This is a genomic window from Aeromonas sp. WP2-W18-CRE-05 (genome assembly GCF_014168615.1).
Taxonomy (GTDB): Bacteria; Pseudomonadota; Gammaproteobacteria; order Enterobacterales; family Aeromonadaceae; genus Aeromonas; species Aeromonas caviae.
In genome coordinates, this window is the sequence record NZ_AP021917.1 from 4811056 (window position 1) to 4833718 (window position 22663).

Annotated in this window: 21 protein-coding genes and 1 pseudogene; 10 read left to right on the forward strand and 12 right to left on the reverse strand. The window is 63.3% G+C overall.

Features of this window, described 5'->3' with window-relative positions; genetic code table 11:
* Positions 1-53 precede the first annotated feature (53 nt).
* Positions 54-230 (reverse strand): hypothetical protein, encoded by a 177-nt coding sequence (locus tag H7R73_RS22540; RefSeq protein WP_158657362.1) that lies wholly within the window; start codon positions 228-230, stop codon positions 54-56.
* Positions 231-334: 104 nt separating this feature from the next.
* Here H7R73_RS22540 and H7R73_RS22545 point away from each other — a divergent pair, with 104 nt between their 5' ends.
* On the forward strand, positions 335-739 hold the full coding sequence (locus tag H7R73_RS22545; protein WP_010672394.1) for a hypothetical protein: 405 nt from the start codon (positions 335-337) through the stop codon (positions 737-739).
* A gap of 93 nt (positions 740-832) precedes the next feature.
* Here H7R73_RS22545 and H7R73_RS22550 read toward each other — a convergent pair whose 3' ends face one another.
* From H7R73_RS22550 to norV, 9 genes and pseudogenes are all read right to left on the reverse strand, one after another.
* Positions 833-2053, reverse strand: coding sequence for an aromatic amino acid transporter (locus H7R73_RS22550; protein WP_103261005.1), 1221 nt, complete (start codon positions 2051-2053; stop codon positions 833-835).
* Positions 2054-2251: 198 nt separating this feature from the next.
* Entirely contained in the window at positions 2252-3466 is a 1215-nt protein-coding gene (locus H7R73_RS22555; protein ID WP_039041009.1) for an aromatic amino acid transporter, read from the reverse strand.
* A gap of 71 nt (positions 3467-3537) precedes the next feature.
* Positions 3538-5004 carry a tryptophanase gene (tnaA, locus tag H7R73_RS22560; protein ID WP_010672391.1) on the reverse strand — a complete coding sequence of 489 codons (1467 nt, stop codon included), beginning with the start codon at positions 5002-5004 and terminating at the stop codon, positions 3538-3540.
* Between the two features lie 203 nt (positions 5005-5207).
* Positions 5208-5291, reverse strand: a complete 84-nt coding sequence (gene tnaC, locus H7R73_RS24600; RefSeq protein WP_069652909.1) for a tryptophanase leader peptide — start codon at positions 5289-5291, stop codon at positions 5208-5210.
* Between the two features lie 191 nt (positions 5292-5482).
* Entirely contained in the window at positions 5483-6904 is a 1422-nt protein-coding gene (locus H7R73_RS22570) for an IS66-like element ISKpn15 family transposase (RefSeq protein WP_043155065.1), read from the reverse strand.
* Positions 6905-7010: 106 nt separating this feature from the next.
* Positions 7011-8228 (reverse strand): annotated as a pseudogene (locus H7R73_RS22575) (4Fe-4S binding protein).
* Positions 8229-8350: 122 nt separating this feature from the next.
* Entirely contained in the window at positions 8351-8689 is a 339-nt protein-coding gene (locus tag H7R73_RS22580; RefSeq protein WP_103261007.1) for a DUF1971 domain-containing protein, read from the reverse strand.
* Between the two features lie 51 nt (positions 8690-8740).
* Complete coding sequence (gene norW / locus H7R73_RS22585; RefSeq protein ID WP_103261008.1) at positions 8741-9907, reverse strand: NADH:flavorubredoxin reductase NorW; 1167 nt, start codon at positions 9905-9907, stop codon at positions 8741-8743.
* A complete protein-coding gene (gene norV, locus H7R73_RS22590; RefSeq protein WP_103261009.1) occupies positions 9904-11388 on the reverse strand; it encodes an anaerobic nitric oxide reductase flavorubredoxin in 1485 nt (494 codons plus the stop codon). Before norV ends, norW begins: the two co-directional genes overlap by 4 nt.
* Before the next feature lie 170 nt (positions 11389-11558).
* On the opposite strand from norV, the gene norR reads away from it, so the two are divergent.
* A complete protein-coding gene (gene norR / locus H7R73_RS22595; protein ID WP_103261010.1) occupies positions 11559-13085 on the forward strand; it encodes a nitric oxide reductase transcriptional regulator NorR in 1527 nt (508 codons plus the stop codon).
* Positions 13086-13168: 83 nt separating this feature from the next.
* Here the strand turns inward: norR and H7R73_RS22600 are convergent, their stop codons facing one another.
* Positions 13169-14173 carry a substrate-binding domain-containing protein gene (locus H7R73_RS22600; protein WP_042017407.1) on the reverse strand — a complete coding sequence of 335 codons (1005 nt, stop codon included), beginning with the start codon at positions 14171-14173 and terminating at the stop codon, positions 13169-13171.
* Positions 14174-14608: 435 nt separating this feature from the next.
* On the opposite strand from H7R73_RS22600, the gene H7R73_RS22605 reads away from it, so the two are divergent.
* From H7R73_RS22605 to H7R73_RS22630, 6 genes are all read left to right on the forward strand, one after another.
* Positions 14609-15730 carry a branched-chain amino acid ABC transporter substrate-binding protein gene (locus tag H7R73_RS22605; RefSeq protein ID WP_039041003.1) on the forward strand — a complete coding sequence of 374 codons (1122 nt, stop codon included), beginning with the start codon at positions 14609-14611 and terminating at the stop codon, positions 15728-15730.
* 66 nt (positions 15731-15796) lie between these two features.
* A complete protein-coding gene (gene livH / locus H7R73_RS22610) occupies positions 15797-16723 on the forward strand; it encodes a high-affinity branched-chain amino acid ABC transporter permease LivH (protein ID WP_010672383.1) in 927 nt (308 codons plus the stop codon).
* 82 nt (positions 16724-16805) lie between these two features.
* Positions 16806-18074 carry a high-affinity branched-chain amino acid ABC transporter permease LivM gene (locus H7R73_RS22615; protein WP_048209328.1) on the forward strand — a complete coding sequence of 423 codons (1269 nt, stop codon included), beginning with the start codon at positions 16806-16808 and terminating at the stop codon, positions 18072-18074.
* Positions 18071-18844, forward strand: coding sequence for a high-affinity branched-chain amino acid ABC transporter ATP-binding protein LivG (gene livG, locus H7R73_RS22620; RefSeq protein WP_010672381.1), 774 nt, complete (start codon positions 18071-18073; stop codon positions 18842-18844). Before H7R73_RS22615 ends, livG begins: the two co-directional genes overlap by 4 nt.
* A 10-nt stretch (positions 18845-18854) precedes the next feature.
* Entirely contained in the window at positions 18855-19556 is a 702-nt protein-coding gene (locus H7R73_RS22625) for an ABC transporter ATP-binding protein (RefSeq protein ID WP_010672380.1), read from the forward strand.
* An 82-nt stretch (positions 19557-19638) separates the two neighbouring features.
* The gene (locus H7R73_RS22630) at positions 19639-20484 is read left to right on the forward strand and encodes a helix-turn-helix transcriptional regulator (RefSeq protein ID WP_103261011.1); all 846 of its coding nucleotides are present in this window, start codon (positions 19639-19641) and stop codon (positions 20482-20484) included.
* Here H7R73_RS22630 and H7R73_RS22635 read toward each other — a convergent pair.
* Complete coding sequence (locus H7R73_RS22635; RefSeq protein ID WP_232092720.1) at positions 20463-21056, reverse strand: LysE family translocator; 594 nt, start codon at positions 21054-21056, stop codon at positions 20463-20465. The two genes, H7R73_RS22630 and H7R73_RS22635, sit on opposite strands and share 22 nt — an antisense overlap.
* Before the next feature lie 163 nt (positions 21057-21219).
* On the opposite strand from H7R73_RS22635, the gene glpE reads away from it, so the two are divergent.
* Together glpE and glpG are read left to right on the forward strand one after the other, a co-directional pair.
* Positions 21220-21543, forward strand: coding sequence for a thiosulfate sulfurtransferase GlpE (gene glpE, locus H7R73_RS22640; RefSeq protein WP_042079198.1), 324 nt, complete (start codon positions 21220-21222; stop codon positions 21541-21543).
* A 29-nt stretch (positions 21544-21572) separates the two neighbouring features.
* Positions 21573-22406 carry a rhomboid family intramembrane serine protease GlpG gene (glpG, locus tag H7R73_RS22645; protein WP_029313427.1) on the forward strand — a complete coding sequence of 278 codons (834 nt, stop codon included), beginning with the start codon at positions 21573-21575 and terminating at the stop codon, positions 22404-22406.
* Positions 22407-22663 lie beyond the last annotated feature (257 nt).

A 22663-nucleotide genomic window follows, 5' to 3' on the forward strand; every position in this document is an offset into this window, starting at 1 on the left:
CCTCTTTTTCGCAAGCCCTCCCGCGTCCTGACCATGCAGGAGACCCGGGGCGATCAATTCTGTCGCAGAGTCATGGCCGCAGCGGGCACCCTGTTCGTCAACACCACGTTGACAAAAACGCCCCCTGTATCAGGAAACTCGCCATATAAAACCCCATCGACCTTGTGTTCATCTGACTTGCGGCCAAAAGGCACCATGTCCGTCTGTGCATACCCCAAATCTTGCAACATCCCCCGCTCCGACCGTCCCATCATTTCGATGGAGTCGCGTCATCGTTCAGGCATATCTTCCCCTTGAGGCCCGTGCCAGGGCCCGATCACAGGAGCAATACATAATGAAAAAAGCAGTAACGGCCGCCTTGCTGGCCATGATGATGGCGGCCTCGGTTCAGGCGGCAGACAAGGTGACCACGGTGCCGGTGCACTTCGCCAAAGGCGCGCACAGCGCCAAGGTTGACGGCACCTTCTCCGGTTATGACACCATCAACTACACCCTGGGCGCCAAAGAAGGCCAGACCATGACGGTCGCCATCACCGGCAGTACCAATGCCAACTTCAACGTCTTCGCACCGGGCGCCATCCCGGGTCAGGCCGAGGCACTGGGCGGCGGCAACGTGGACACAAAATGGCAAGGCACCCTGCCCAAGTCGGGCAAGTACCTGATCCAGGTCTACCAGATGCGCGCCACCGCCCGTAAAGGCGCCAAGGTCCCCCACTCCCTGTCGGTCGGCATTCAGTAACCGACGCCAATATTGCCTGTGTGACAAGCAAGAAGGAGCCCATGAGGCTCCTTCTTTGTCATTGTGTGCTGGCACTGCGACCCGGGTAACGGCTCAGCCCTTGTAGGCGGGCAGCAGGTCCACCATGTTGAGCAGGTGGAAGGCGGCGGTCAGCACGCCGAACAGGATCACCAGGACGATCATGAAGAGGCCGCCGGGGGCGCGGAAGCCCTCGCCACTTTCTTCGCGCCGGGCCGCCCGCACCTTCCAGGCCAGCAGGGGTGGGATGATGCAGGTCCACAGGGTCGCCACGGCGCCCGCATAGCCGATGGCCACCAGGAAGCCGAACGGGAACAGCAAGGAGAGCATGAGGGGCGGTAGGAAGGTCACCGCCCAGGACTTGACGCGGCCACCCCGGCTGTTGTCGAACTTGAACAGATCCGCCAGGTAGTCGAACACCCCGAGCCCCACCCCGATGAAGGAGGAGAGGATGGCCGCCATGGAGAAGGCGTTGAGGGCGCTGGCCACCGCCTTGGACTCGATCACCGAGCCGAGGGCCTTGAGCAGGGCATCCACGTTGCCCCCCTCTGCGATCACCGGGCCGAACTCGCTGCGGGGCAGGTTGCCAAAGACGCTCACCAGCCAGATGAGGTAAAACGCGAGCGCGATCAGGGTGCCCCCCAGAATGGCGCGGCTGGCGCGACGCTCTTCACCGTAGTAGGCGCGCATGGAGGAGACCGAATGGTGGTAGCCGAACGAGGTGAGCGCCACCGGCAGCATCACCAGGGCATAGGGAGCGTAGCTCACTTCGCTGCCCACCCGGTCGAGCAGCAGATCGAGGCGCACGTTCATCGACAGGCCCGAGATGCCGAAGGCAAAGCTCAGCCCCATCAGGATCACCAGCAACACCGAGATGCGGTCCACCGCCCGGGTGGAGTGCCACACCAGCAGGGAGAAGGCCAGGGTAAAGAGCACGGACGCCCACTGGCTGCCCATCCCCGTCATGCCGTCGATGATGAGACCGGCCGAGGTGATGTAGGCATAGAGCAGGATGCCGCCGACGAAATAAACGCTGAGATTGTTGAGGGCGTTGACCTTCTCCCCCAGCAGATCCCGGGTCACGGTATCGAAGGAGACGCGCAGGGGATAGCCCCGATAGGACTCCAGCAGCATCCAGCCGGAGACCGTCATCACCACCATGGTCAGTGCCACCGCGAGCATGGACCAGAGGGTCCAGGCGCCCGCCCCCGCACTCGGCAGCCCCAGCATGCCGGCCCCCACACAGACGCCGGCAATGATGCATGCCCCGCCCACCAACGATGGTTTCTGTTCCATTACTCCCCCAAACGGATTGTCGACTGGTCACGGCACACCGCCGTGCTTCTCCTGCGTTCGCCACTGCTGGCGCCGGGGGACTTTACCCTGCATGCCTTCGGGTATCAAATCCGGAGGGAAAATGGGGGGAAACGGGCCGGATCCTGCGCCCCATCCGTGGAATATGCTCGGGATGGGGCCAGGTTCAGCACACCAGGGTCAGCCGGTGTAGACGGGCAGCAGACCCGCCATGGCCATCAGGTGGAAGATGGCGGTAAGCACCCCGAAGACGATGACGGCCACCACCATGGGCTGGCCGCCGGGAGCCTTGAACCCCGCCTCGTCCGGGGCCAGCTCCCGGGACTTCTTCGCCAGCAGGGCCGGGATGATGCAGGCCCAGACGGTCGCCGCGGCCCCGGCATAGCCGATGGCCACCACGAAGCCGAACGGGAACATCAGGGAGAGCGCCAGGGGGGGCAGGAAGGTCACCGCCCAGGACTTGGTGCGACCGGCGCGGCTGTTGTCGAACCGGAACAGATCCGCCAGATAGTCGAACACCCCGAGCCCCACCCCGATGAAGGAGGAGAGGATGGCCGCCATGGAGAAGAGGTTGATGGCCTGGGAGACCTGCCTGGACTCTATCACCGAGGCCAGCGCCCCGAGCAGCACATCCACGTCGCCCCCCTTGGCGATGACGGGGCCGAAGGCGGGACGAGGCAGGTTGCCGAAGATGCTGAGCAGCCACAGCAGATAGAGCGCCAGGGCGATCAGGGTCCCCCCCAGGATCGCCTGCCTGGCTTTCTGCTCCTCGCCGTAATAGGCGCGCATCGATGCCACCGAGTGGTGGTAGCCAAACGAGGTGAGCGCCACCGGCAACATGGCCAGGGCATAGGGGGCGCGGCCCAGCTCTTCGGCAAAGGAGTTGAACAGCTTGGCGGTGTCGACCTTGCTGGCAAGCCCGGAGACCCCGAACACGAAGCTCAGCACCATAAAGACGATCAGGACGACCGAAATCCTGTCCACCGCCCGGGTCGAATGCCAGACAAACCAGGAGAACACCAGCACGAACAACACCGAGGCCAGCTGGCTATTGATGCCCAGCAGGCCGCCCAGGATGAGACCCGACGAGGTGATATAGGCATAGAGCAAAATGCCGCCCACGAAATAGACGGTGAGGTTGTTGAAGAGATTGATCCTGCGACCGAGCAGATCCTTGGTCACCGAGTTGAAGGAGGCAGTCAATGCGTAGGGTTTCAGGGCTTCCAGCAGCATCCAGCCTGAAACCGTCATGATGACCATGGTGAGAATGATGGCGAGGGTTGACCAGCTGGTCCAGGCCCCGGCTCCCGCGCTCGGCAGCCCCAGCATGCCGGCACCGACACAGACGCTGGCAATGATGCAGGCCCCTCCGATGACGGACGGTGTTGATGTCATGTGTGTCACTCCAAATCTTTCACAGAGCAGTGAAAAAAAAAGGGCACAGAAAAATCTGTGCCCCTGACTCGTTATGCTTCTATCAATTTTTTCTGCGTCTTACCGGCTGACGGGTCGTTATGCTCGACCTCTTTCAGTCTGGCGGTGAAGTGGCGCAGCACGGCTGGCTCGTAAATGAAGTCGAGCCCCTTCACCCGGTGGGCGTTCTTCTTCACCTCGCCGAAGGCCTCGATGACAAAGTCCATGTGGGTCTGGGTATAGGTGGCACGGGGAATGGTCAGGCGCAGCAGCTCCGCCGGGCAGGGGTGCTGCTTGCCGGTGGCGGGGTCGCGCCCCAGCAGCAGGGAACCTATCTCCACCGCCCGGATGCCGGCGACCTTGTAGAGCTCGCAGGCCAGGGCGTGGGCCGGGAACTGATCCGCCGGGATGTGGGGCAGCAGCTTGCCCGCATCCACGAAGGCCGCATGGCCCCCCGCCTGCTGGCACACCACGCCGATGGCCTCCAGCCCGTCCACCAGGTACTGCACCTGGCCGATGCGATAGGCCAGCCAGTCCTGGCGCATGCCGTCCCGCAGGCCCACCGCCAGGCGCTCCATGGCGCCCCCTTCCAGGCCGCCATAGGTCGGGAAGCCCTCCTGCACCACGCACAGGGTGCGGCACTCGGTGTAGACGTCCAGCATGCTGTCATCCTTGAAGCACAGCAGCCCCCCCATCTGCACCATGGCATCCTTCTTCGCCGACATGGCGAGGCCGTCGGCGTACTTGTAGGACTCTCTGGTGATCTCCTCGATGGTCCAGTTCGCGTAGCCAGGCTCCCGCTGCTGGATGAAGTAGGCGTTCTCGGCGAAGCGGGCGGAGTCCATGATGACCGGGATGTCGTACTTTCTGGCGATCTCGTACACCGCCTTCAGGTTGGCAATGGAGACCGGCTGCCCCCCGGCGGAGTTGCAGGTGATGGTGCTGACGATGTAGGGCACGTTGGCGGGACCCGCCTCCAGGATGGCCTCTTCCAGCTTCACCAGATCGAAGTTGCCCTTGAAGTCGGCGGTGACCGAGGTATCGAACGCCTCCCTGGTGTAGACGTTCTTCGCCACGCAGCAGTTGATCTGGGTGTGGCCCTGGGTGGTGTCGAAGAAGTAGTTGGAGAGGGCCACCATCTTCTTGCGATCCAGCCCCTTCTCCTGCTCCCGCTTCTTGATGAGCACGGGGATGTAAATCTGCTCGGCGCCGCGCCCCTGGTGAGTGGGGATGGTCAGGGAGTAGCCGAAGATCTCCTGCACCGCCTGTTGCAGGGCATAGTAGCTGCGGCTGCCGCTGTAGGCCTCGTCACCGCGCAGCATGGCGGCCTGCATGTCCTGGGTGATGGCGCCGGTGCCGCTGTCGGTCAGCAGGTCGATGAAGACGTCTTCGCTGTCCAGCAGGAAGGGGTTCATGCCCGCCCGGACAATGGCCTCTTCCCGATAGGCACGGGTGGTGCGCTTGACCGGCTCGATGACACGAATACGGAAGGGTTCGGGCAGATGCTTGAAGTTTTCCATAATATAAACACCCCAGATTTAAATATTCAAAATGAGTCTCTTCCCCCGCCGAAAATAGAATGTCCGGCAGGTGGGAAATATTGGGAAATGGATGCACGACATCGCCTCGCCAGAATAAACAGGCGAAGACAGGTGCAGCTATTTCAGTTCAGGAATGGAGGCGGGCTTGTGGCATGGCAGGCATGCCGCGCCGCCGCGGGGAATTACAGCGGGAAAAAGAACGCGATCTTATGGTCCAGGGTAAACCACTTGGGATAGCTGACCTTGATATTCATGTTGTTGCTCATCCAATTGATATTAACAACGCCAAATAACAGCACCCATTATGGTGGGGAGCGCTATATGATCAATTGCAATATGAGCAAAGTGGGATGGTGCTAACAATTTGGCGGGGGATTTTTATACAGCTTATTATCGCCAATCCGAAAGATCCCCCCATCATCCACCTTTTGCCCTTTCCCCCCTCAGTGGTATCTATTCACCAGGACGGGGTTGACGGCATCAGTTCTGCCGGGATGGGATAATCTGTCTTCTCGATGCACGCCCTGACCACGGCCCTCAACCACTCCTGTGGGCAGCGGCCCAATCGCTTGCCGGTCTCCACCAACGACAGGATGCGCTGGCGAAACAGCTCGCCCCGGTGAGACCACACGCCGTAGCTACCCTTGCGCCAGAGCACATAGCCACGCAGCGCCCGCTCCGCCTCGTTGTTGGTCAGCGCTATTTCGTCGTCAGTCATAAACCGCCACAGCATCTCGTCATCCCGCAGCAGCAACTGGCATCGTCCACGGTAGCGTTTGCTGCACAACAGGGCGCCGCGCTCCAACTGGCTTCGCCAGCTTTGCCGGTAACGCGCGAGCCTGCGCAGGTATTTCTGCTTGCTCAACGCACCGCTTTCCCAACGGTGCCGGGTACGAAACACCGCATCCGCCAGCAAGACCAACCGGGCACCGATGGGCTGGTTGCACTGCTCGCTACTCTCGGCGATGGCCGCGAGATTGCGGGCCACGTGGGCCCAGCACAGTTGCCGCTGGTCGGCGTCGATAAACCGGTAGCCGGCGTACTGGTCGGTCACCAGCACCCCGTCAAACTCGGCGCCCAGCAGCCGCTTGGCCGCCTCCTGACCACGGCCATAGGCCGTCATGAAGCAGACGGCTATCTTGCTCAGCGCCAGCCACATCCAGCGGCGCTCTCCACCCCGCTGATGCCGGGTCTCATCGGCATGAACGTGGGTGGCCGTCTGCACCTGCTGCTTGATGGCCTGGTAGGTCGGGGTGAGCATGGCACTCACCCGCCCCTGCGCCTCACTGATGGCGCCCCGGCTAAAACTCAGGCCGAAATGCTGTTTGAGCTGCTGCTGTATCTGGCTGACGCTCTGGTGAAACTGGCCGCTTTGCAGCGCGATGTAGCTGAGCAGATTGGCCCCCATCTGGCTGCTGCTGACGTTGTCTGGCAGTGCGGCCTGGGTCGTGCCGATACACCGTGAGCAGGTCGCACGATACAGTTGGTGTTCGGTGACGAGATAGCTCACCTCGGGCAGCTCGAACACCTGATGAACCTGATAGGGTTTGGCATGGGCCACCATGTCCCCGCCACAGCAAGCGCAATCGGCGGCAGGGTAATGCGGGACCAGGGTCAGGCGGGCATCAAGCGGATGCCGCTCGCGGCGATGTCCCTTGTGACCGGGCTGCGCCCCCCGTTGCTTGCCGGACGCCGGACGCTTGCGGGCCGGCGGCGGTGCACCGGGGCCGTCGCTGGAAGGCGGCTTGGAGGAGTTGCCGCTGTGCTGATTGAGGCGGTCCTCCAGCTCGGCGATGCGGTCGAGGAGCTTATAAATCAGCTCGTTGGCCTGCTCCAGAGTGGTGGGCATTCCCGCGGAATGCATGGTGTTTTTGCTCATGGGGGGAGCGTATCTAAGGAGCAGGATCAAGCAAGCAGGAAAGTGGGATCAAGAGACGATCGTCTCATTTTTCCTGTGTCAATACTGTTCCGGTGAATACTTACCCTCAGTGGCTCAGCCAGGGCAGCCGCTGCAACAACTCGTAGCGGTCAGGGATCGGTGTCTGGCTGACCCAGAGATCCAGCAAGCCGTAGGAGAGCAGCGGCAACACCAGCAGCAACAGACAGAGCAGCCCCAGCAGCTGACGGGGGGCGAGTCGCTGCCCTTGCGTGCCAAGATGCAGTGCATCGGCCCGCTTGGGGCAAGCGGCCACGCAGCTCTGGCAACTGGTGCACTCGAGACTCTGCACCGCGATGAGCTGGTGCACCTGGATGCGCGAGGGGCAAACCCGGCTGCACTTGTCGCAGTCGTGGCCCGCACTTCGCAGGCAGCGGGCCGGGTCGCGGCGAATGCGCAATGGGGTCAGCAGGCCGAGCAGGGCGAACCAGGCGCCATAGGGGCAGAGGTAGCGGCAGAACCCTTGCCGGAAGGTGGCGGTGAGCAGCAGCACCCAGCCAAGGCACAGGCCCGAGATCAGGGTCAGGTTGAAGAAGAAGGCCCCCATCTTCATGTCCGCCGCCTGATGGTAGGGGCTGGCAAGGTAGCCGGGCAGGGCGGCGGCGGGTACCGCCAGCAATATGATGAAGAGCAGAAAGGCGAGCACCAGAAACTTCTGGCCGCGCAACACGGCATCGAGCCAGCGCGGCGGGGTCCACTCCCCCGGCAACAGGCGCGAGCGCAGGCCGTGCAGCCACTCCCCCACCAGCCCGAGCGGGCAGAATCAGGCACAAAACGCCCGACCCAGCAGCAGGGCCGACAGGGAGAGCACCAGCACGGTGACGGTGGCCGCCGGGTGATGGGGGTCCGTCAGCCCCTGCCCGAGCCAGGCCCGCAGCCCGAGACCACCTGCGATGGGCAGGAAACCGTCCACCACGTCGGGGCGCACCAGCCAGGGGGTCATCCCCAGCCCCAACTGTCCGATATGAACAACATATTGAACCGCCACCAACCCCCAACACAGCAGCAATAGCTGCCTGGTAGCCGTTCTGAGACGTTGACTGTCTATATGAGCCAGCATGAGCAGGGGGCGATAGCGCAGCCAGATCGCCAGGGTCGTGGCCACCAGCCCCAGTGCGAGCCAGAGTACCGAATCCGCCACCAGCAGCCAGAGCGCGGCGGCCAACAGCAGAGAGAGCGTCCAGCCCCAACCGCTGCGGCCCTGCCACAACAACAGGACCAGATAGACCAGACCCGAGGTCATGGTCAGGGCTTCCAACAGGCTCATGTTTCCCTCACTGTGCTCATCCGAATCGAGGGGGCAGGATAACCAACATCTGAGTTGATGATTTTGATCTGCATGGGCAGAGGGGGCATTCGCCCGCTCCGCCCCCTCAGCCTTAAACCCCGTTATTTGCGGCTGTGGAACAGCGGCTGGTCGGATTCTGCCTGCTCGGCCCAGAAGTGGATATTGAAGCGGGCATCCTCCGACAGCTCCACCCTGTGCCAGTACTGGGGCGGGCTGGTGGCAAACTCCCCGGCCCGGATCACCAGGCTCACCTCGGGCTCCTCGGCCTGTTCGTCGGCAAAGCCGTGATAGGTGACGGTCCCCTCCATCACGCAGAGCTGGCCGAACACCCCGGCCGCGGTGTTGTGATGGGTGAGCAGGGCCTGGGGCACATTCTCGCGGGTGAAGAAGGGAGTGGAGCGGCGCACCACCCAGTGAGACGGAATCAGTTGCATGACCATATCGGTTCTCCTCGAGTGGCCGGGTCGACCCGGCCGGTGCAATGAAAGGGGTTAACGGGGCAGCTGACGCAGCAGCGGGAAGGCGGCGCTCATCTGGTCACCCCCCACCACGAAGCCGCACAACTCGCCGGCTTGGTCGCGCGCCTCGGCCACCATGCCGTGGCTGTTCCAGCGGCACTGCCAGGCGAGATCTTCACCCCGGGTACGACCCGCCAGTTGCAGCGGGTAGCGCGGCGTCTTCACCTTCACCAGCATGGGCGGCAGGGCCAGCAGGGTCGGCGTGCCGAGCAGGGTGCGCGCCAGCGCATTGGCCCCCAGCACTATGGGTTGCAGGAAGGGGAGCAGCTGACCCTGCCACTGCACGCAATCCCCCAGCGCGAAAATATGGGGGTCGCTGGTCTGCAGCCGATCGTCGACCAGGATACCGCGCTCCACTGCCAGCCCGGCCCCGCGGGCCAGGGCCAGATTCGGCCGCAGGCCGATCGCGGCGATCACCAGATCCTGCGCACTGACGCGCCCGTCGGTCAGGGTGACGCGCCAGCCATCCCCCGGCTGGGCATCCATCCTGGCGAGACCCGTCCCGCACTGCAGGCTGACCCCCTGGGTGCGCAGCGCCTGTTGCAGCGGCTCGGTCAGGGTGGCGGGCAGCAGGGCGCTGAGCGGGCTGTCGGCCAGATCCACCAGCGTCACCTCTTTTCCTGCGCTCGCCATGTCCATCGCCAGCTCGCAGCCGATGAGCCCCGCCCCCAGCACCAGGATGCGGCGGGCCTGGCGCAGTTGCGCCTCGGTGGCGGCGTACTCCTGCTGGCTGTTGAGGGTGACCAGGTGTTCGCTGCCCGGCAGATCGGGGCGCGCCGCGCTCGCCCCGGTGGCCAGCACCAGCTTGCCGTAGGGGAATTCCCCCTGCTCGGTTAGCACCAACCGCCGGGCTGGATCGATGCCGAGCACCGGGCTGTGGGGCAGCAGCGCGATGCGCTGCTGCTCGGCAAAGTCGCTGCCGCTAAGACGGGTCATGGCTGCGGCGGCGCAGCCCCGGCTCACCACATGGCTCAAGTCCGGCTTGTTGTACTCGTCGCCGCTGTCGGCGGTGATGAGGCGGATGGGTTGCTCCCCATCCAGCTTGCGCAGGCTCTTGACCAGTTGCTGGGCGGCGAAGCCGCTGCCGATCACCACTATCTCCCGGCTGATGCCGGCGTCACTCTGCGTTGCTGCGCTCATACACAGACCTCCACGGCGCAGGGTTCAAATACCTCCTTGCCGATGCCGCAACCCGGGCAAAGGAAACTCTCCGGTACCTGGGCCCAGGGGGTGCCCGGCGCCACCAGCTGATCCGGCTCGCCCAGCGCCGGGTCATAGACCCACTGGCAGACGGTGCAGAGCATGGCCTGATCATCGTCCCATTCGGCGGCGGCCGCTTCGGTTTGCGGCTCAACAGCAGGCATCGCGGGGACGGGCGTCACGGTTGCCTGGGTTGTGGTGATCGGGCGGGGTGCGTCCAGCGGGTGCAACGCCCACTGACGGGCGAGCTGGCGGCCATGCTCGCGGCATTCGGCAAGCGCCGAGCCATCCGGCCGCCACTTGGCCTTGAGGGAGAGGCTGATGTCAAAGCCTGCATCCATCAATCGGGTCTGGATCCGGTCCACCGCACCACCTGTCCAGCCGTAGCTGCCGAAGGCCGAGGCGCGCTTGTTGCGAAAACGCAGGCCGGTGATCTCTTCGAGCATGCCCGCCACCTTGGGCATCATGACGTTGTTCATGGTGGAGGAACCCACCAGTATCCCCTTGGAGCGGAACACCTGGGTCAGGATCTCGTTCTTGTCGTGGCGGGCCACGTTGTAAATCTTCACCGCCACACCGGGGTCCACCTCGTGGATGCCCTGGGCGATGGCGTCCGCCATCATGCGGGTGTTGTTGGACATGGAGTCGTAGAACAGGGTGATGCGGTCTTCCTGATACTGATCCGCCCACTCCAGGTATTTCAGGATGATCTGGGTGGGATCTTCGCGCCAGACGATGCCGTGGGAGGTGGCCACCATGCTCACCGGCAGGTTGAAGCCGAGCACTTCCTTGATCTTGGCGGTCACCAGCGGGCTGAAGGGGGTAAGGATGTTGGCGTAGTAGCGCTGGCACTGCTCCATCAGCTCGGTCTGGTCCACCTCGTCGTTGAACAGGTGCTCGTCGCAGTAGTGCTGGCCGAAGGCGTCGTTGGAGAACAGCACCGCATCCTCGGTCATATAGGTCATCATGCTGTCGGGCCAGTGCAGCATGGGGGTCTCGATGAACACCAGCTGCTTGCCGTTGCCGATGTCCAGGCTGTCACCGGTCTTGACCGGGTGGAAGTTCCACTCCGGGTGGTGATGATGGCCGGTGATGGAGTCGATGGCGTTGTGGGTGCAGTAGATGGGGGTGCCGGGGATACGGGCCATCAGCTCGGTCAGGGCGCCGGCGTGATCCTCCTCGGCGTGGTTGATCACCACGTAGTCGATGGCGGCGAGATCGATCTCGGCCGCCAGGTTCTGCACGAACTCACGGCTGAACTTGTGATCGACGGTATCGATCAGCACATTCTTCCCTTCGCGGATGAGGTAGCTGTTGTAGCTGGTGCCCTTGTGGGTCTTGTACTCGGTGCCGTGGAAGTCGCGTACCTCCCAGTCCCGTTGGCCGACCCAGTGAATGTTGTTCTTGACGTGAATGCTCATCAGGCAGTTCCTCGAATGCAATAGTGTATGTTCGACTGAACTAGCTATTGCAGCGGACGTGCCAAAATGTAACTCATTGTTTTTAATGGTTTCGCATATCACGCATTGTCATTATGACACCATGTCTTTATAGTCAAAATCACAAACACACTGTCATTTGGACAATCATCGTGATCTCGACCGACAGCCTGGCGCGCATCGCCCTCGACCTGCAACTCGGCATCTCCCATCAGGACCGCTTCCACCGCCTGATCCAGAGCGTGCGCAGCCTGCTGAACTCGGATGCCTCGGCCCTGCTGCGCTACGAGGGGGGCCAGTTCATCCCGCTGGCCATCGACGGCCTGATGCAGGACGTGCTGGGGCGCCGCTTCGCCCTCAAGGATCACCCGCGCATGGAGGCCATCGCCCGCGCCGGGGATGTGGTGCGCTTCCCTGCCGACAGCGCCCTGCCCGACCCCTATGACGGCCTGCTGCCGGATCACGACGACTTCAAGGTACACGCCTGCGTCGGCCTGCCGCTCTTCTCGGATCAGGCGCTGATCGGCGCCCTGACCATAGACGGCATGAACCCGACCCAGTTCGACGGCATCAGCGACGAGGAGCTGCGGCTGGTGGGGGCTCTGGCCGCCGCCGCCCTCGACAACGCCCTGCTGCTGGAGCGGCTCGCCCGCCAGAGCAGCGAACCCCTCGCTCCCTCCACCCAGAATGGGCCGGGCCAGCCCGAGATGATTGGCCGCTCCCCCGCCATGGCCCGGTTGCGCCACGAGATAGACGTGGTGGCAAGCTCCGAGCTGAACGTGCTGATTTTGGGGGAGACCGGGGTCGGCAAGGAGCTGATCGCCAAGGCGGTGCATGGCGGCTCGCCCCGCGCCCATGCCCCCCTGGTCTACCTCAACTGCGCCGCCCTGCCCGAATCCGTGGCCGAGAGCGAGCTGTTCGGCCACGTGAAGGGGGCCTTCACCGGCGCCATCCACAACCGGGCGGGCAAGTTCGAGCTCGCGGACAAGGGCACCCTGTTTCTCGACGAGATAGGGGAGCTGTCGCTTGCGCTGCAGGCCAAGCTGCTGCGGGTGCTGCAATACGGCGATCTGCAGCGGATCGGTGACGACACCCCGCTCAAGGTGAATGTGCGCATCCTGGCGGCCACCAACCGGGACCTGAAACAGGCGGTGGTCGAGGGGCAGTTTCGGGCCGACCTCTACCACCGGCTGAGCGTGTTCCCGATCCACGCCCCGGCACTGCGCGAGCGGCTAGACGATATTCCCCTGCTGGCCGGTTACTTTTGCGAGCGCTGCCGGCTCGGCCTGGGGCTGGAGCAGCTGCGTATCCAGCCACAGGCGCTGCAACTGCTCGAGCGCCACGACTGGCCCGGCAACGTGCGGGAGCTGGAGCACGCCATCCACCGCGCCGCCGTGCTGGCCAGGGCCGAACAGGGCAGCCCCTCGCCGACCCTGGAACCCCACCACTTCAACCTGGGACCGACGGGCTCATCCCTGCCCGCCGACACCGTCAGCCAGCACGCCTCCCCGGCCATTGCCGGCCTCGGCCTTCGCGCCGCCACCGATCTGTTCCAGCGCCAGCTCATCGAGCAGACCCTGACCGCCCATGACGGCAACTGGGCCGCCACCGCCCGGGCGCTGGATCTGGACGGCGGCAACCTGCACCGCCTCGCCAGGCGGCTCGGCCTCAAGGCCTGACGCCCCCAGATACGAGAGGGGCCCAAAAACAGAAACCCCCTCGCTGGCGAGGGGGTTTCTTGTTCATGGCACCCGTGGCGCCGTCAGCGCAGGGACTTGACCGAGCGGCGGACAATGAGCTCGGGCTGCACCGTCATGGACTCCACTTCCAGCTCCTTGTTGCGGATCCGGCTCACCAGTTGCTGCACCGCCAGCAGGCCGAGCTCGGCCTTGGGGTGGCGGATGGTGGTGAGCGGCGGGCTGGAGAAGCGCGCCATCTCCACGTCGTCATAGCCGATCATGGAGATATCGTCCGGCACCTTGACCCCGGCCTCCCAGGCGGCGCAGATGGCACCGATGGCCATGGGGTCGTCGAAGGCAAAGACCGCGGTCGGGCGAGGGGTGAGGGCCAGGATGCGCTGCATGGCATCGAAGCCGCTCTGGCTCTCGTAGTCCCCTTCGAAGATCTGCTCTTCTTTCAGGGTCATCCCCTGTTCAGCCAGGGCATCGCGCACCCCGTCCAGCCGTTGCTGGGTAGTCGGCTTGGCGAGATGGCCGGTGATGCAGACGATGTTGGTGTGGCCCTGCTCCAGCAGATGGCGCACCGCCAGACGCGCGCCGATGCGGGCGTTGTCGTTGATCACGTTGGCGAAATCGCACTCGTTGCCCCAGTCCAGCACCACCTGCGGCACCTTCTTGTGGATGCGCAGCATGTCCCTGAACTGGGTGTCGATATCGGTCCCCAGCACCAGCAGACCGTCCACCCGCTTTTCCATCAGCATGCGCAGATAGTGCTGTTGGCGTGGCGGCTGGTTCTCGGTGTTGCACAAGATCAGGCTGTAACCCTGCTCGAAGCAGTAGGCTTCCACCCCCTGTACCACTTCCGCGAAGAAGGGGTTGGCACTGGTGGTCACCAGCATGCCAATGGTCTTGGTCGAATTGATCTTGAGACTGCGCGCCACCGAGTTGGGCGCGTAGTTCAGCTCTGCCACCGCCTCAAGCACTTTCTGGGTTGCGTCTTCGCTGACCCGACGGGTGTGATTGAGTACATGTGAGACGGTGGAGATGGATACGCCTGCGCGCGAGGCGACATCCTTGATAGTTGCCATCTCTGTCTCCTGAATAACAAAGGCGGAACAGTAGCAGATTTCCCGAATAAAGGCTTGGTTTTAACGGGCGCTGCCAGTGAATTATCAATGCTGGCTAATCTATGCGGTCATTTCTTTTTGCGCAAACGGATTTTGGTCAAAATGAGAGCGGACGCAGAATGAAATATCGTCAGTTTTTTACTCTGGAAATTGTCACCATGACAATTTGTTATCTGTATGTTGCATCAACTTGACAACATTAAATTCCAGTAAAAATCAAAAAACTGCGTGTTAGTTTCACAAAACCCCTCTCGCGCCTGCTCCGGTTAGTATCTTTAACATCTTGTTATTGCCCGGCGAGGAATGATAGAACCTTATCTATCGCCGGGCTGGCGGGACACAGGCTCGGAATGACGTGCATAAAATGAAACAATTCACTGATTAAGGGACGAATCAATGCATAACTTCAGCAAAATGGCAGTCAGAGCAGCGGTTTCTTTGGCTCTGTTTGGATCAGTTTCCATGGCCAATGCGGCCGATACAATCAAGATCGGCATCGCCGGCCCCCTGACCGGCCCGGTCGCCCAGTACGGTGACATGCAGTTCACCGGCGGCAAGATGGCGGTCGAGCAGATCAACAAGGCGGGCGGCATCAAGGGCAAGCAGATCGAAGCCGTCATCTATGACGATGCCTGCGATCCCAAGCAGGCCGTGGCCATCGCCAACAAGGTGATCAACGACGGCGTCAAGTTCGTGGTCGGCCACCTCTGCTCCGACAACACCCTGCCCGCCTCCGACATCTATGAAGATGAAGGGGTACTGATGGTCACCCCCGCCTCCACCAACCCCAAGATCACCGAGCGCGGTTACCAGCTGACTCTGCGCACCATCGGTCTGGACAGCGACCAGGGCCCGACCGCCGCCAAGTACATCATCGAGCAGGTCAAACCCCAGCGCGTGGCCGTCATCCACGACAAGAAACAGTACGGCGAAGGCATCGCCTCCAGCGTGAAAGCCGCGCTGGACAAGGCAGGCGTCAAGGTCGTTGCCTATGAGGGCATCACCGCCGGCGACAAGGACTTCTCCGCCCTGATCGCCAAGCTGCAAAAAGAGAACGTCGACTTCGTCTACTACGGCGGCTACCACCCGGAGCTGGGTCTGATCCTGCGCCAGGCTGGCGAGAAGGGTCTGAAGGCCAAGTTCATGGGTCCGGAAGGCGTGGGCAACAAGGACATCTCCGCCATCGGCGGCCCGGCTTCCGAAGGCCTGCTGGTGACCCTGCCGAACAAATATGACCTGGTGCCGGCCAACGCCCCCATCGTAGAAGCGTTCAAGGCCAAGGGTCAGGACTCCTCCGGTCCGTTCGTCTGGACCACCTATGCCGCCATGCAGGCCCTGGCGGCCGGTATCGCCAAGGCGGGCGAGGATGATCCGGCTGCCGTCGCTGCCGCCATCAAGGCCGCACCGATCGACACCGTGATGGGCCCCCTGACCTGGGCGCCGAACGGTGACCTGAAAGGCTTCGAATTCGGTGTGTTCCAGTGGCACGCCGACGGTACCTCCACTCAACTCAAATAATCTGCCGGTCGGGGTGACGTGAGTCACCCCTCCTTTCTTTGCGGGCAAGTACACAGGGAACGCGGTATGTCCGAACACCTTCTTTATCTGGTTCAGCAGTTGCTGAACGGATTGACCATAGGCAGCACCTATGCGTTGATCGCCATCGGCTACACCATGGTCTACGGCATCATCGGCATGATCAACTTCGCCCACGGCGAGGTCTACATGATCGGCTCCTATGTCGCCTTCATGGTGATGGCCGGGCTCATGATGATGGGCATCGACAGCACCGTGCTGCTGCTGGGGGGCGCCTTCCTGGTCAGCATCATCATCACCGGCAGCTATGGCTGGTCCATAGAACGGGTGGCCTATCGCCCACTGCGGGGCGGCAACCGCCTGATCCCCCTCATCTCCGCCATCGGCATGTCAATCTTCCTGCAGAACATGATGCGGATGGCCCAGGGCTCGCGTGACATCGCCATGCCCACTCTGATCTCCGGGGGCTGGACCCTCGGCGGTGAGGATGGCTTCCAGGCCAGCCTCTCCTACATGCAGCTCATCATCTTCGTGGTGACCTTCGTCACCATGCTGGCGCTGACCCAGTTCATCGGCCGCTCCCGCATGGGGCGTGCCTGCCGTGCCTGTTCCGAAGACATCAAGATGGCCAACCTGTTAGGGATAGACACCCACGTGGTCATCTCCATCACCTTCGTACTGGGGGCCGCCCTGGCCGCCGTCGCGGGGGTGCTGCTCGGCATGTACTACGGTGTCATCAACCCCTATCTCGGCTTCATGGCGGGCTTGAAGGCCTTCACCGCTGCGGTATTGGGCGGCATCGGCAGCATTCCCGGTGCCGTACTGGGCGGCCTGCTGCTCGGCGTGGTGGAAGCGCTCACCGCGGGCTATCTCAGCACCGAGTACAAGGATGTGATGGCCTTTGCCCTGCTCATCTTCGTGTTGCTCTTCATGCCCACCGGCATCCTGGGTCGTCCGGAGGTCGAGAAGGTATGAAAAACCAATCTATGCATGCCCTCGTGCTGCTGTTCATGACCATCACTGGCATTCTCGGCCGTCCGGAAGTGGAGAAAGTCTGATGAAACGTCAATTTATCCATGCCTGCATCGCCAGCCTGGTGCTGCTGGTGCTCTCCTTCTGGCTGCTCGGCTTCAAGCTGGAGACCGATGGCTCCCGCCTGCTGGTGGTGAGCCGCCTCGATGTGTCGCTGGCCTGGCTGCTGGGGGGCGCCACCATCGTCTTCTGGTTCCAGATGCTGCGCGGCCAGATAAGCCGGCTGTTCCAGGCTTCCATCAGCGGCTTCTCCGTCGGTTTCACCAAGCTGGTGCTGCCAAGCCCCGAAGAGGCCCCCAAGCTCTATAACCTCACCGCCGTGCTGGTGCTGCTGTTTGCGGTGAGCTGGCCCTTCATGGCCTCTCGCGGCGCCATCGATCTGGCCACCCTCACCCTGATTTACATCATGCTGGGGCTGGGACTGAACGTGGTGGTGGGCCTCGCCGGTCTGCTCGACCTCGGCTATGTCGGCTTCTATGCGGTCGGCGCCTACAGCTACGCCCTGCTCAACACCTACTTCGGTCTGAGCTTCTGGGAGTGTCTGCCCATCGCCGGTCTGCTGGCGGCCACCTTCGGCTTCCTGCTCGGGTTCCCGGTGCTGCGGCTGCGGGGGGACTACCTGGCCATCGTCACCCTGGGCTTTGGCGAGATCATCCGCATCCTGCTCAACAACATGACCACCCTGACCGGCGGTCCGAACGGGATCTCCGGCATTCCGAAACCGACCCTGGGGGGGCTCGAGTTCAACCGCACCGTCAAGGACGGGGGCTTTGGCACCTTCCACGACTTCTTCGGCATCGCCTACAACGCCAACCACAAGGTGATCTTCCTCTACCTGATGGCCCTGGTGCTGGTAGTGGTCACCCTGTTCGTCATCAACCGCCTGCTGCGCATGCCGCTCGGCCGTGCCTGGGAGGCGCTGCGGGAAGACGAGATCGCCTGCAAGTCCCTGGGGCTCAACCCCACCATCATCAAGCTGACCGCCTTCACCATAGGCGCCTGCTTCGCGGGCTTTGCCGGCAGCTTCTTCGCCTCGCGCCAGGGCTTCATCAGCCCGGAATCCTTCGTCTTCATCGAGTCGGCCATCGTTCTTGCGATTGTGGTGCTGGGGGGCATGGGATCCCAGATCGGGGTGGTGCTGGCGGCCATCGTGATGACGGTGCTGCCGGAGCTCGCCCGCGAGTTCAACGAATATCGCATGCTGATGTTCGGTCTCTTGATGGTATTCATGATGATCTGGCGGCCGCAGGGACTGCTGCCCATGAGTCGACCCCATATGGAGCTGCGTAAATGAGCAACAATCAACCATTGTTGGATGTCTCAGATCTGTCGATGCGCTTTGGCGGCCTGCTCGCGGTCAACGGCGTCAAGCTGGATGTGGAAAAGGGGGAGGTGATCTCCATCATCGGCCCCAACGGGGCGGGCAAGACCACCATCTTCAACTGCCTGACCGGCTTCTATCGCCCGAGTGGCGGTGTCATTCGCTACAAGGGTGAGGAGATCCAGGGGTTGCCCGGCCACCTCATCGCCCGCAAGGGCATTGTGCGGACTTTCCAGCACGTGCGCCTGTTCAAGGAGATGACGGCGGTGGAAAACCTGCTGGTGGCCCAGCACAGGCATCTCAATACCGGCTTCATCGCCGGCCTGTTCAAGACCCCCTCCTTCCGCCGTGCCGAGAAAGAGGGGCTGGAGCAGTCCGCCTTCTGGCTGGAAAAGGTGGGCCTCAAGGATCTCGCCAACCGCGCCGCGGGCAACCTGGCTTACGGCCAGCAGCGCCGCCTCGAGATCGCCCGCTGCATGGCGACCCGGCCCGAACTGCTGATGCTCGATGAACCGGCCGCAGGCCTCAACCCCAAGGAGACCGACGAGCTCAACGAGCTCATCTCCAACCTGAGGGACGAGTTCGGGGTCTCGGTGCTGCTGATCGAGCACGACATGAAGCTGGTGATGGAGATCTCCAACCGCATCTTCGTGGTCAACCAGGGCACCCCGCTGGCCCACGGCAAACCGGACGAAATCCGCAGCAATCCGGCGGTGATCAAGGCCTATCTGGGCGAGTCGTAAGGACAAAAAGATGTTAGAACTTCGCAACGTATCGACCCACTACGGCAAAATTCAGGCGCTGCACGACGTCAGCGTCGAGGTGAAAGAGGGGGAAATCGTCACCCTGATCGGCGCCAACGGCGCCGGCAAGACCACTCTGCTGATGACCCTGTGTGGCGAGCCCAAGCCCAGCAGCGGTTCCATCTGGTTCGAGGGGGAGCAGATAGACTCTCTCACCACCGCCCGCATCATGCGCAAGGACATCGCCGTGGTGCCGGAGGGGCGCCGCATCTTCGCCCGCCTCACGGTGGAGGAGAACCTGCTGATGGGGGCCTTCTTCGTCGACAAGGCGGAGCAGCGCGGCCTGCTGGATCAGATATTTACCTTGTTCCCCCGCCTTCACGAGCGGCTGGAGCAGCGGGCAGGCACCATGTCCGGCGGCGAGCAGCAGATGCTGGCCATCGGCCGCGCCCTGATGAGCAAGCCGCGCCTGCTGCTGCTGGATGAACCCTCCCTGGGACTCGCGCCCATCGTCATCCAGCAGATCTTCGACACCATAGAGCAACTGCGCCAGAAGGGGATGACCATCTTCCTGGTGGAGCAGAACGCGAACCAGGCGCTCAAGCTGGCGGATCGCGGCTATGTGCTGGAGAACGGCCGGGTGGTGCTGCAAGACACGGGAGAGGCCCTGCTGGCCAACCCCGCCGTCCGCCAGGCCTATCTCGGCGGCTGAGGATGCAGCTACCATCGTCACCCTTCCCCTGCCGCGCTCCCCGAGCCAGGCAGGGGAACAGCCCCCCGCCGAGGAGCACATTGTGAGCCGTGCGCGGGCAACGCAGGATCAGCACCACTTCTGGCACGATCCCGCCCTGCCCTTCATCGAGGCGCGGGCGGTGCAGGATGGCCGGCGCGTCTGCTATGACAAGCACAGCCACCCCCACTTCTCCATCGGCGCCATCACCGGCGGCCACAGCCACTACCTCAACCAGCGCAGCCTGCAAGAGGTCGGCCGCGGCAGCCTGGTGCTGATGAACCCGGAAGAGGTGCACGCCTGCAATCCCGTCGCGGACCAGCCCTGGTCCTATCTGATGTTCTACATCGACAACCTCTGGTTGCAGCGCCAGCAGGAGGAGGCCGGGCTCGGCAACGCGTTTCGCCCCTTCGACATGACCGCAAGCCGGGATCCCCTGCTCTACCAGGGGCTCTGCCGGCTTCATCGGCAACTGGTGGCGGAGCCGGATCCCCTGGCTCGCGAAGTGGCCTGCCACCTCTTCAGCCGCCAGCTTCTGGCCAGGCTCACCCCGGCCAAGTGGGATGACCGCCCTCCCCAGCACCTGCAGCGAGCCGCCGAGCTGATGCAGGACGAGAGTGCCTGCGCCCTCACCCTGGCACAGCTGAGTGCGGTGGCCGGGCTTACCCCTTCCCACTTCGTGCGCGCCTTCAGCCGCCATTACGGCATGACGCCCCACGCCTACCTGCTCGATCAGCGCATTCGCCACGCCCGCACCCTGCTGCGCCAGGGGCAGCCCCTGGCGGAAGTGGCCCTTGCCAGCGGTTTTGCCGATCAGGCCCACTTCCAGCGCCAGTTCAAACGCCGGGTGGCAGCCACCCCGGGCCAGTACAGAGCGCAGCTCGTCCCTCAGGACGAGCGCACCAGATAGGCGGCGCTGAGCAGCAGCAAGAGCGCCATGGCCCGATTGAACCAGCGCAACCGGCGGGGAGAGACCAGCCACCCCTGCAATCGGCTGCCCGCATAGGCCCAGCAGGCGATGGAGCCGAGGCAGATCACCAGATAGATGCCGGTAAAGAAAGCGATCTGGCTCATGCCGCCCGCGATCCCATAGGCTCCCATCCCCATGCTGGCGGCGAGCCAGGCCTTGGGATTGAGCCACTGCATCAAGGCCCCGTACCAGAAGGCGGGGGGCACACCCTCTACTTCCTTCACCTCGCCGCTGTCCACCAGCAACTGCCAGGCCATCCAGCCGAGAAAGAGCACGCCGCCCCAGTGAATGGCCCCCAGCGCCACAGGCCAGCGGGACAGGGCGCCACCAAGACCCAGCCCCATCAGCAGGAGCAGCAGGATGAAGCCGAGGGTGGCCCCCACCACGTGGCGCAGGCTGGCCGTGAAACCGTACCGGGCGCCGGTGCCAAGGGCGACCAGATTCACCGGCCCCGGGGAGATGGACATGGCCAGGGCAAACCCGGCCATGGATAACAGCAGACTGAATTCCATGGATGATGCTCATTCAATTGAGGGAAGCCCGAGCCTACCCGGCCCGGGCGGCACGATATTGAAGAAAATTGCGATCCCCTGGATGCCGCCTCCATTGCACACTTAGCGCAAACCGCCGCTTGCGGTAAACTGCCCTTCAACCTTCCATTTTCAGGACATCTCAATGGACCAGTTTGCCCATATCAGCGCCCAGGATGCCCATCAGAAGCTGAGCGCAGGCGAAGCCCGTCTCGTGGACATTCGCGATCCCCAATCCTTCGAGACGGCCCACGCAGTCGGCGCCTTCCACCTCACCAACGGCACCCTGGTTCGCTTTATGAACGAGGTGGACTTCGATACCCCTGTCATCGTGATGTGCTATCACGGCAACAGCAGCCAGGGGGCGGCCCAGTACCTGCTGCAACAAGGCTATGACGAGGTCTATAGCCTGGATGGCGGTTTCGAGGCCTGGCGCAGGGAGTTCCCCATCCAGGCGGGGGACGCATGACAGAGGCGGGTCGCTCCTCCTCCACCGGCATGATCCAACTGCTGGTGCTGGGTGACGCCCGCATGGCCCAGGCGCTGGTGGATTATCTCGCTACCCTGGGCATTCCGTGCGAGCTGACCCAGTCAGAGCTTGGCGTCTCGGTCTGGCTGGCAGACGAACGGCGCCTCGCCCAGGCCCAGCAGGAGGTCAAGCGCTTCCTGAGCGAACCCAATCACCCCCGCTACATGGAGGCCTCCTGGCAATCCGGCCATGCCGATGCCCGGATCGACTACAGCAAGGGGATGACGGATCCGGTCACCGATTTCCTCCACCAGGCGGGCCCCCTGACCCTGGTGGTCATCATCGCCTGCCTGGCCATCTACGCTCTAGATGCCATCGGCCTGCCCATCTTCGACGAGCTCGCCTTCCACCCCACCCTGGCCCAGTTCACCGACTGGCAGGCCTGGCGCTACGTCACCCCGGCCTTCATCCACTTCTCGGTGCTGCACCTGGTGTTCAACCTGTTGTGGTGGTGGTATCTCGGTGGCCAGATAGAGCAGCGCCTCGGCAGCGGCAAGCTGTTCATACTGCTCATCGTCGGGGCTGCCCTGCCCAATATCGCCGAGTTCTTTGTCAGCGGCCCGCGCTTTGGCGGCCTCTCCGGGGTGGTCTATGCCCTGCTCGGCTACAGCTGGCTGCGAACCAGGCTTCAACCGGATTGCGGCCTCGCCATGCCGCCAGCCCTGATGGGCTTCATGCTGGTCTGGCTGGTGCTCGGCTTCCTGGACATGCTCGGCACCCCCACAGCCAACATGGCCCATTTGGTCGGCCTGCTGGTCGGCCTTGCCCAGGGCTGGCTGGACAGACACCACAGGCCGGGGTGAGGCCTGGTTGCCGGCAACTGCTCGGTAACCAAAGCGACCACCAACATGGCTCACCTGGCGGGCCTGCTGGTCGGTCTTGCCCAAGGCTGGCTGGACAGGCACCACAGGCCGGGGTGAGGCCTGGTTGCCGGCAACGGCTCGGCAACCAAAGCGACCACCAACATGGCTCACCTGGCGGGTCTGCTGGTCGGCCTTGCCCAAGGCTGGCAGGACAGGCACCACAGGCCGGGGTGAGGCCTGGTTGCCGGCAACTGCTC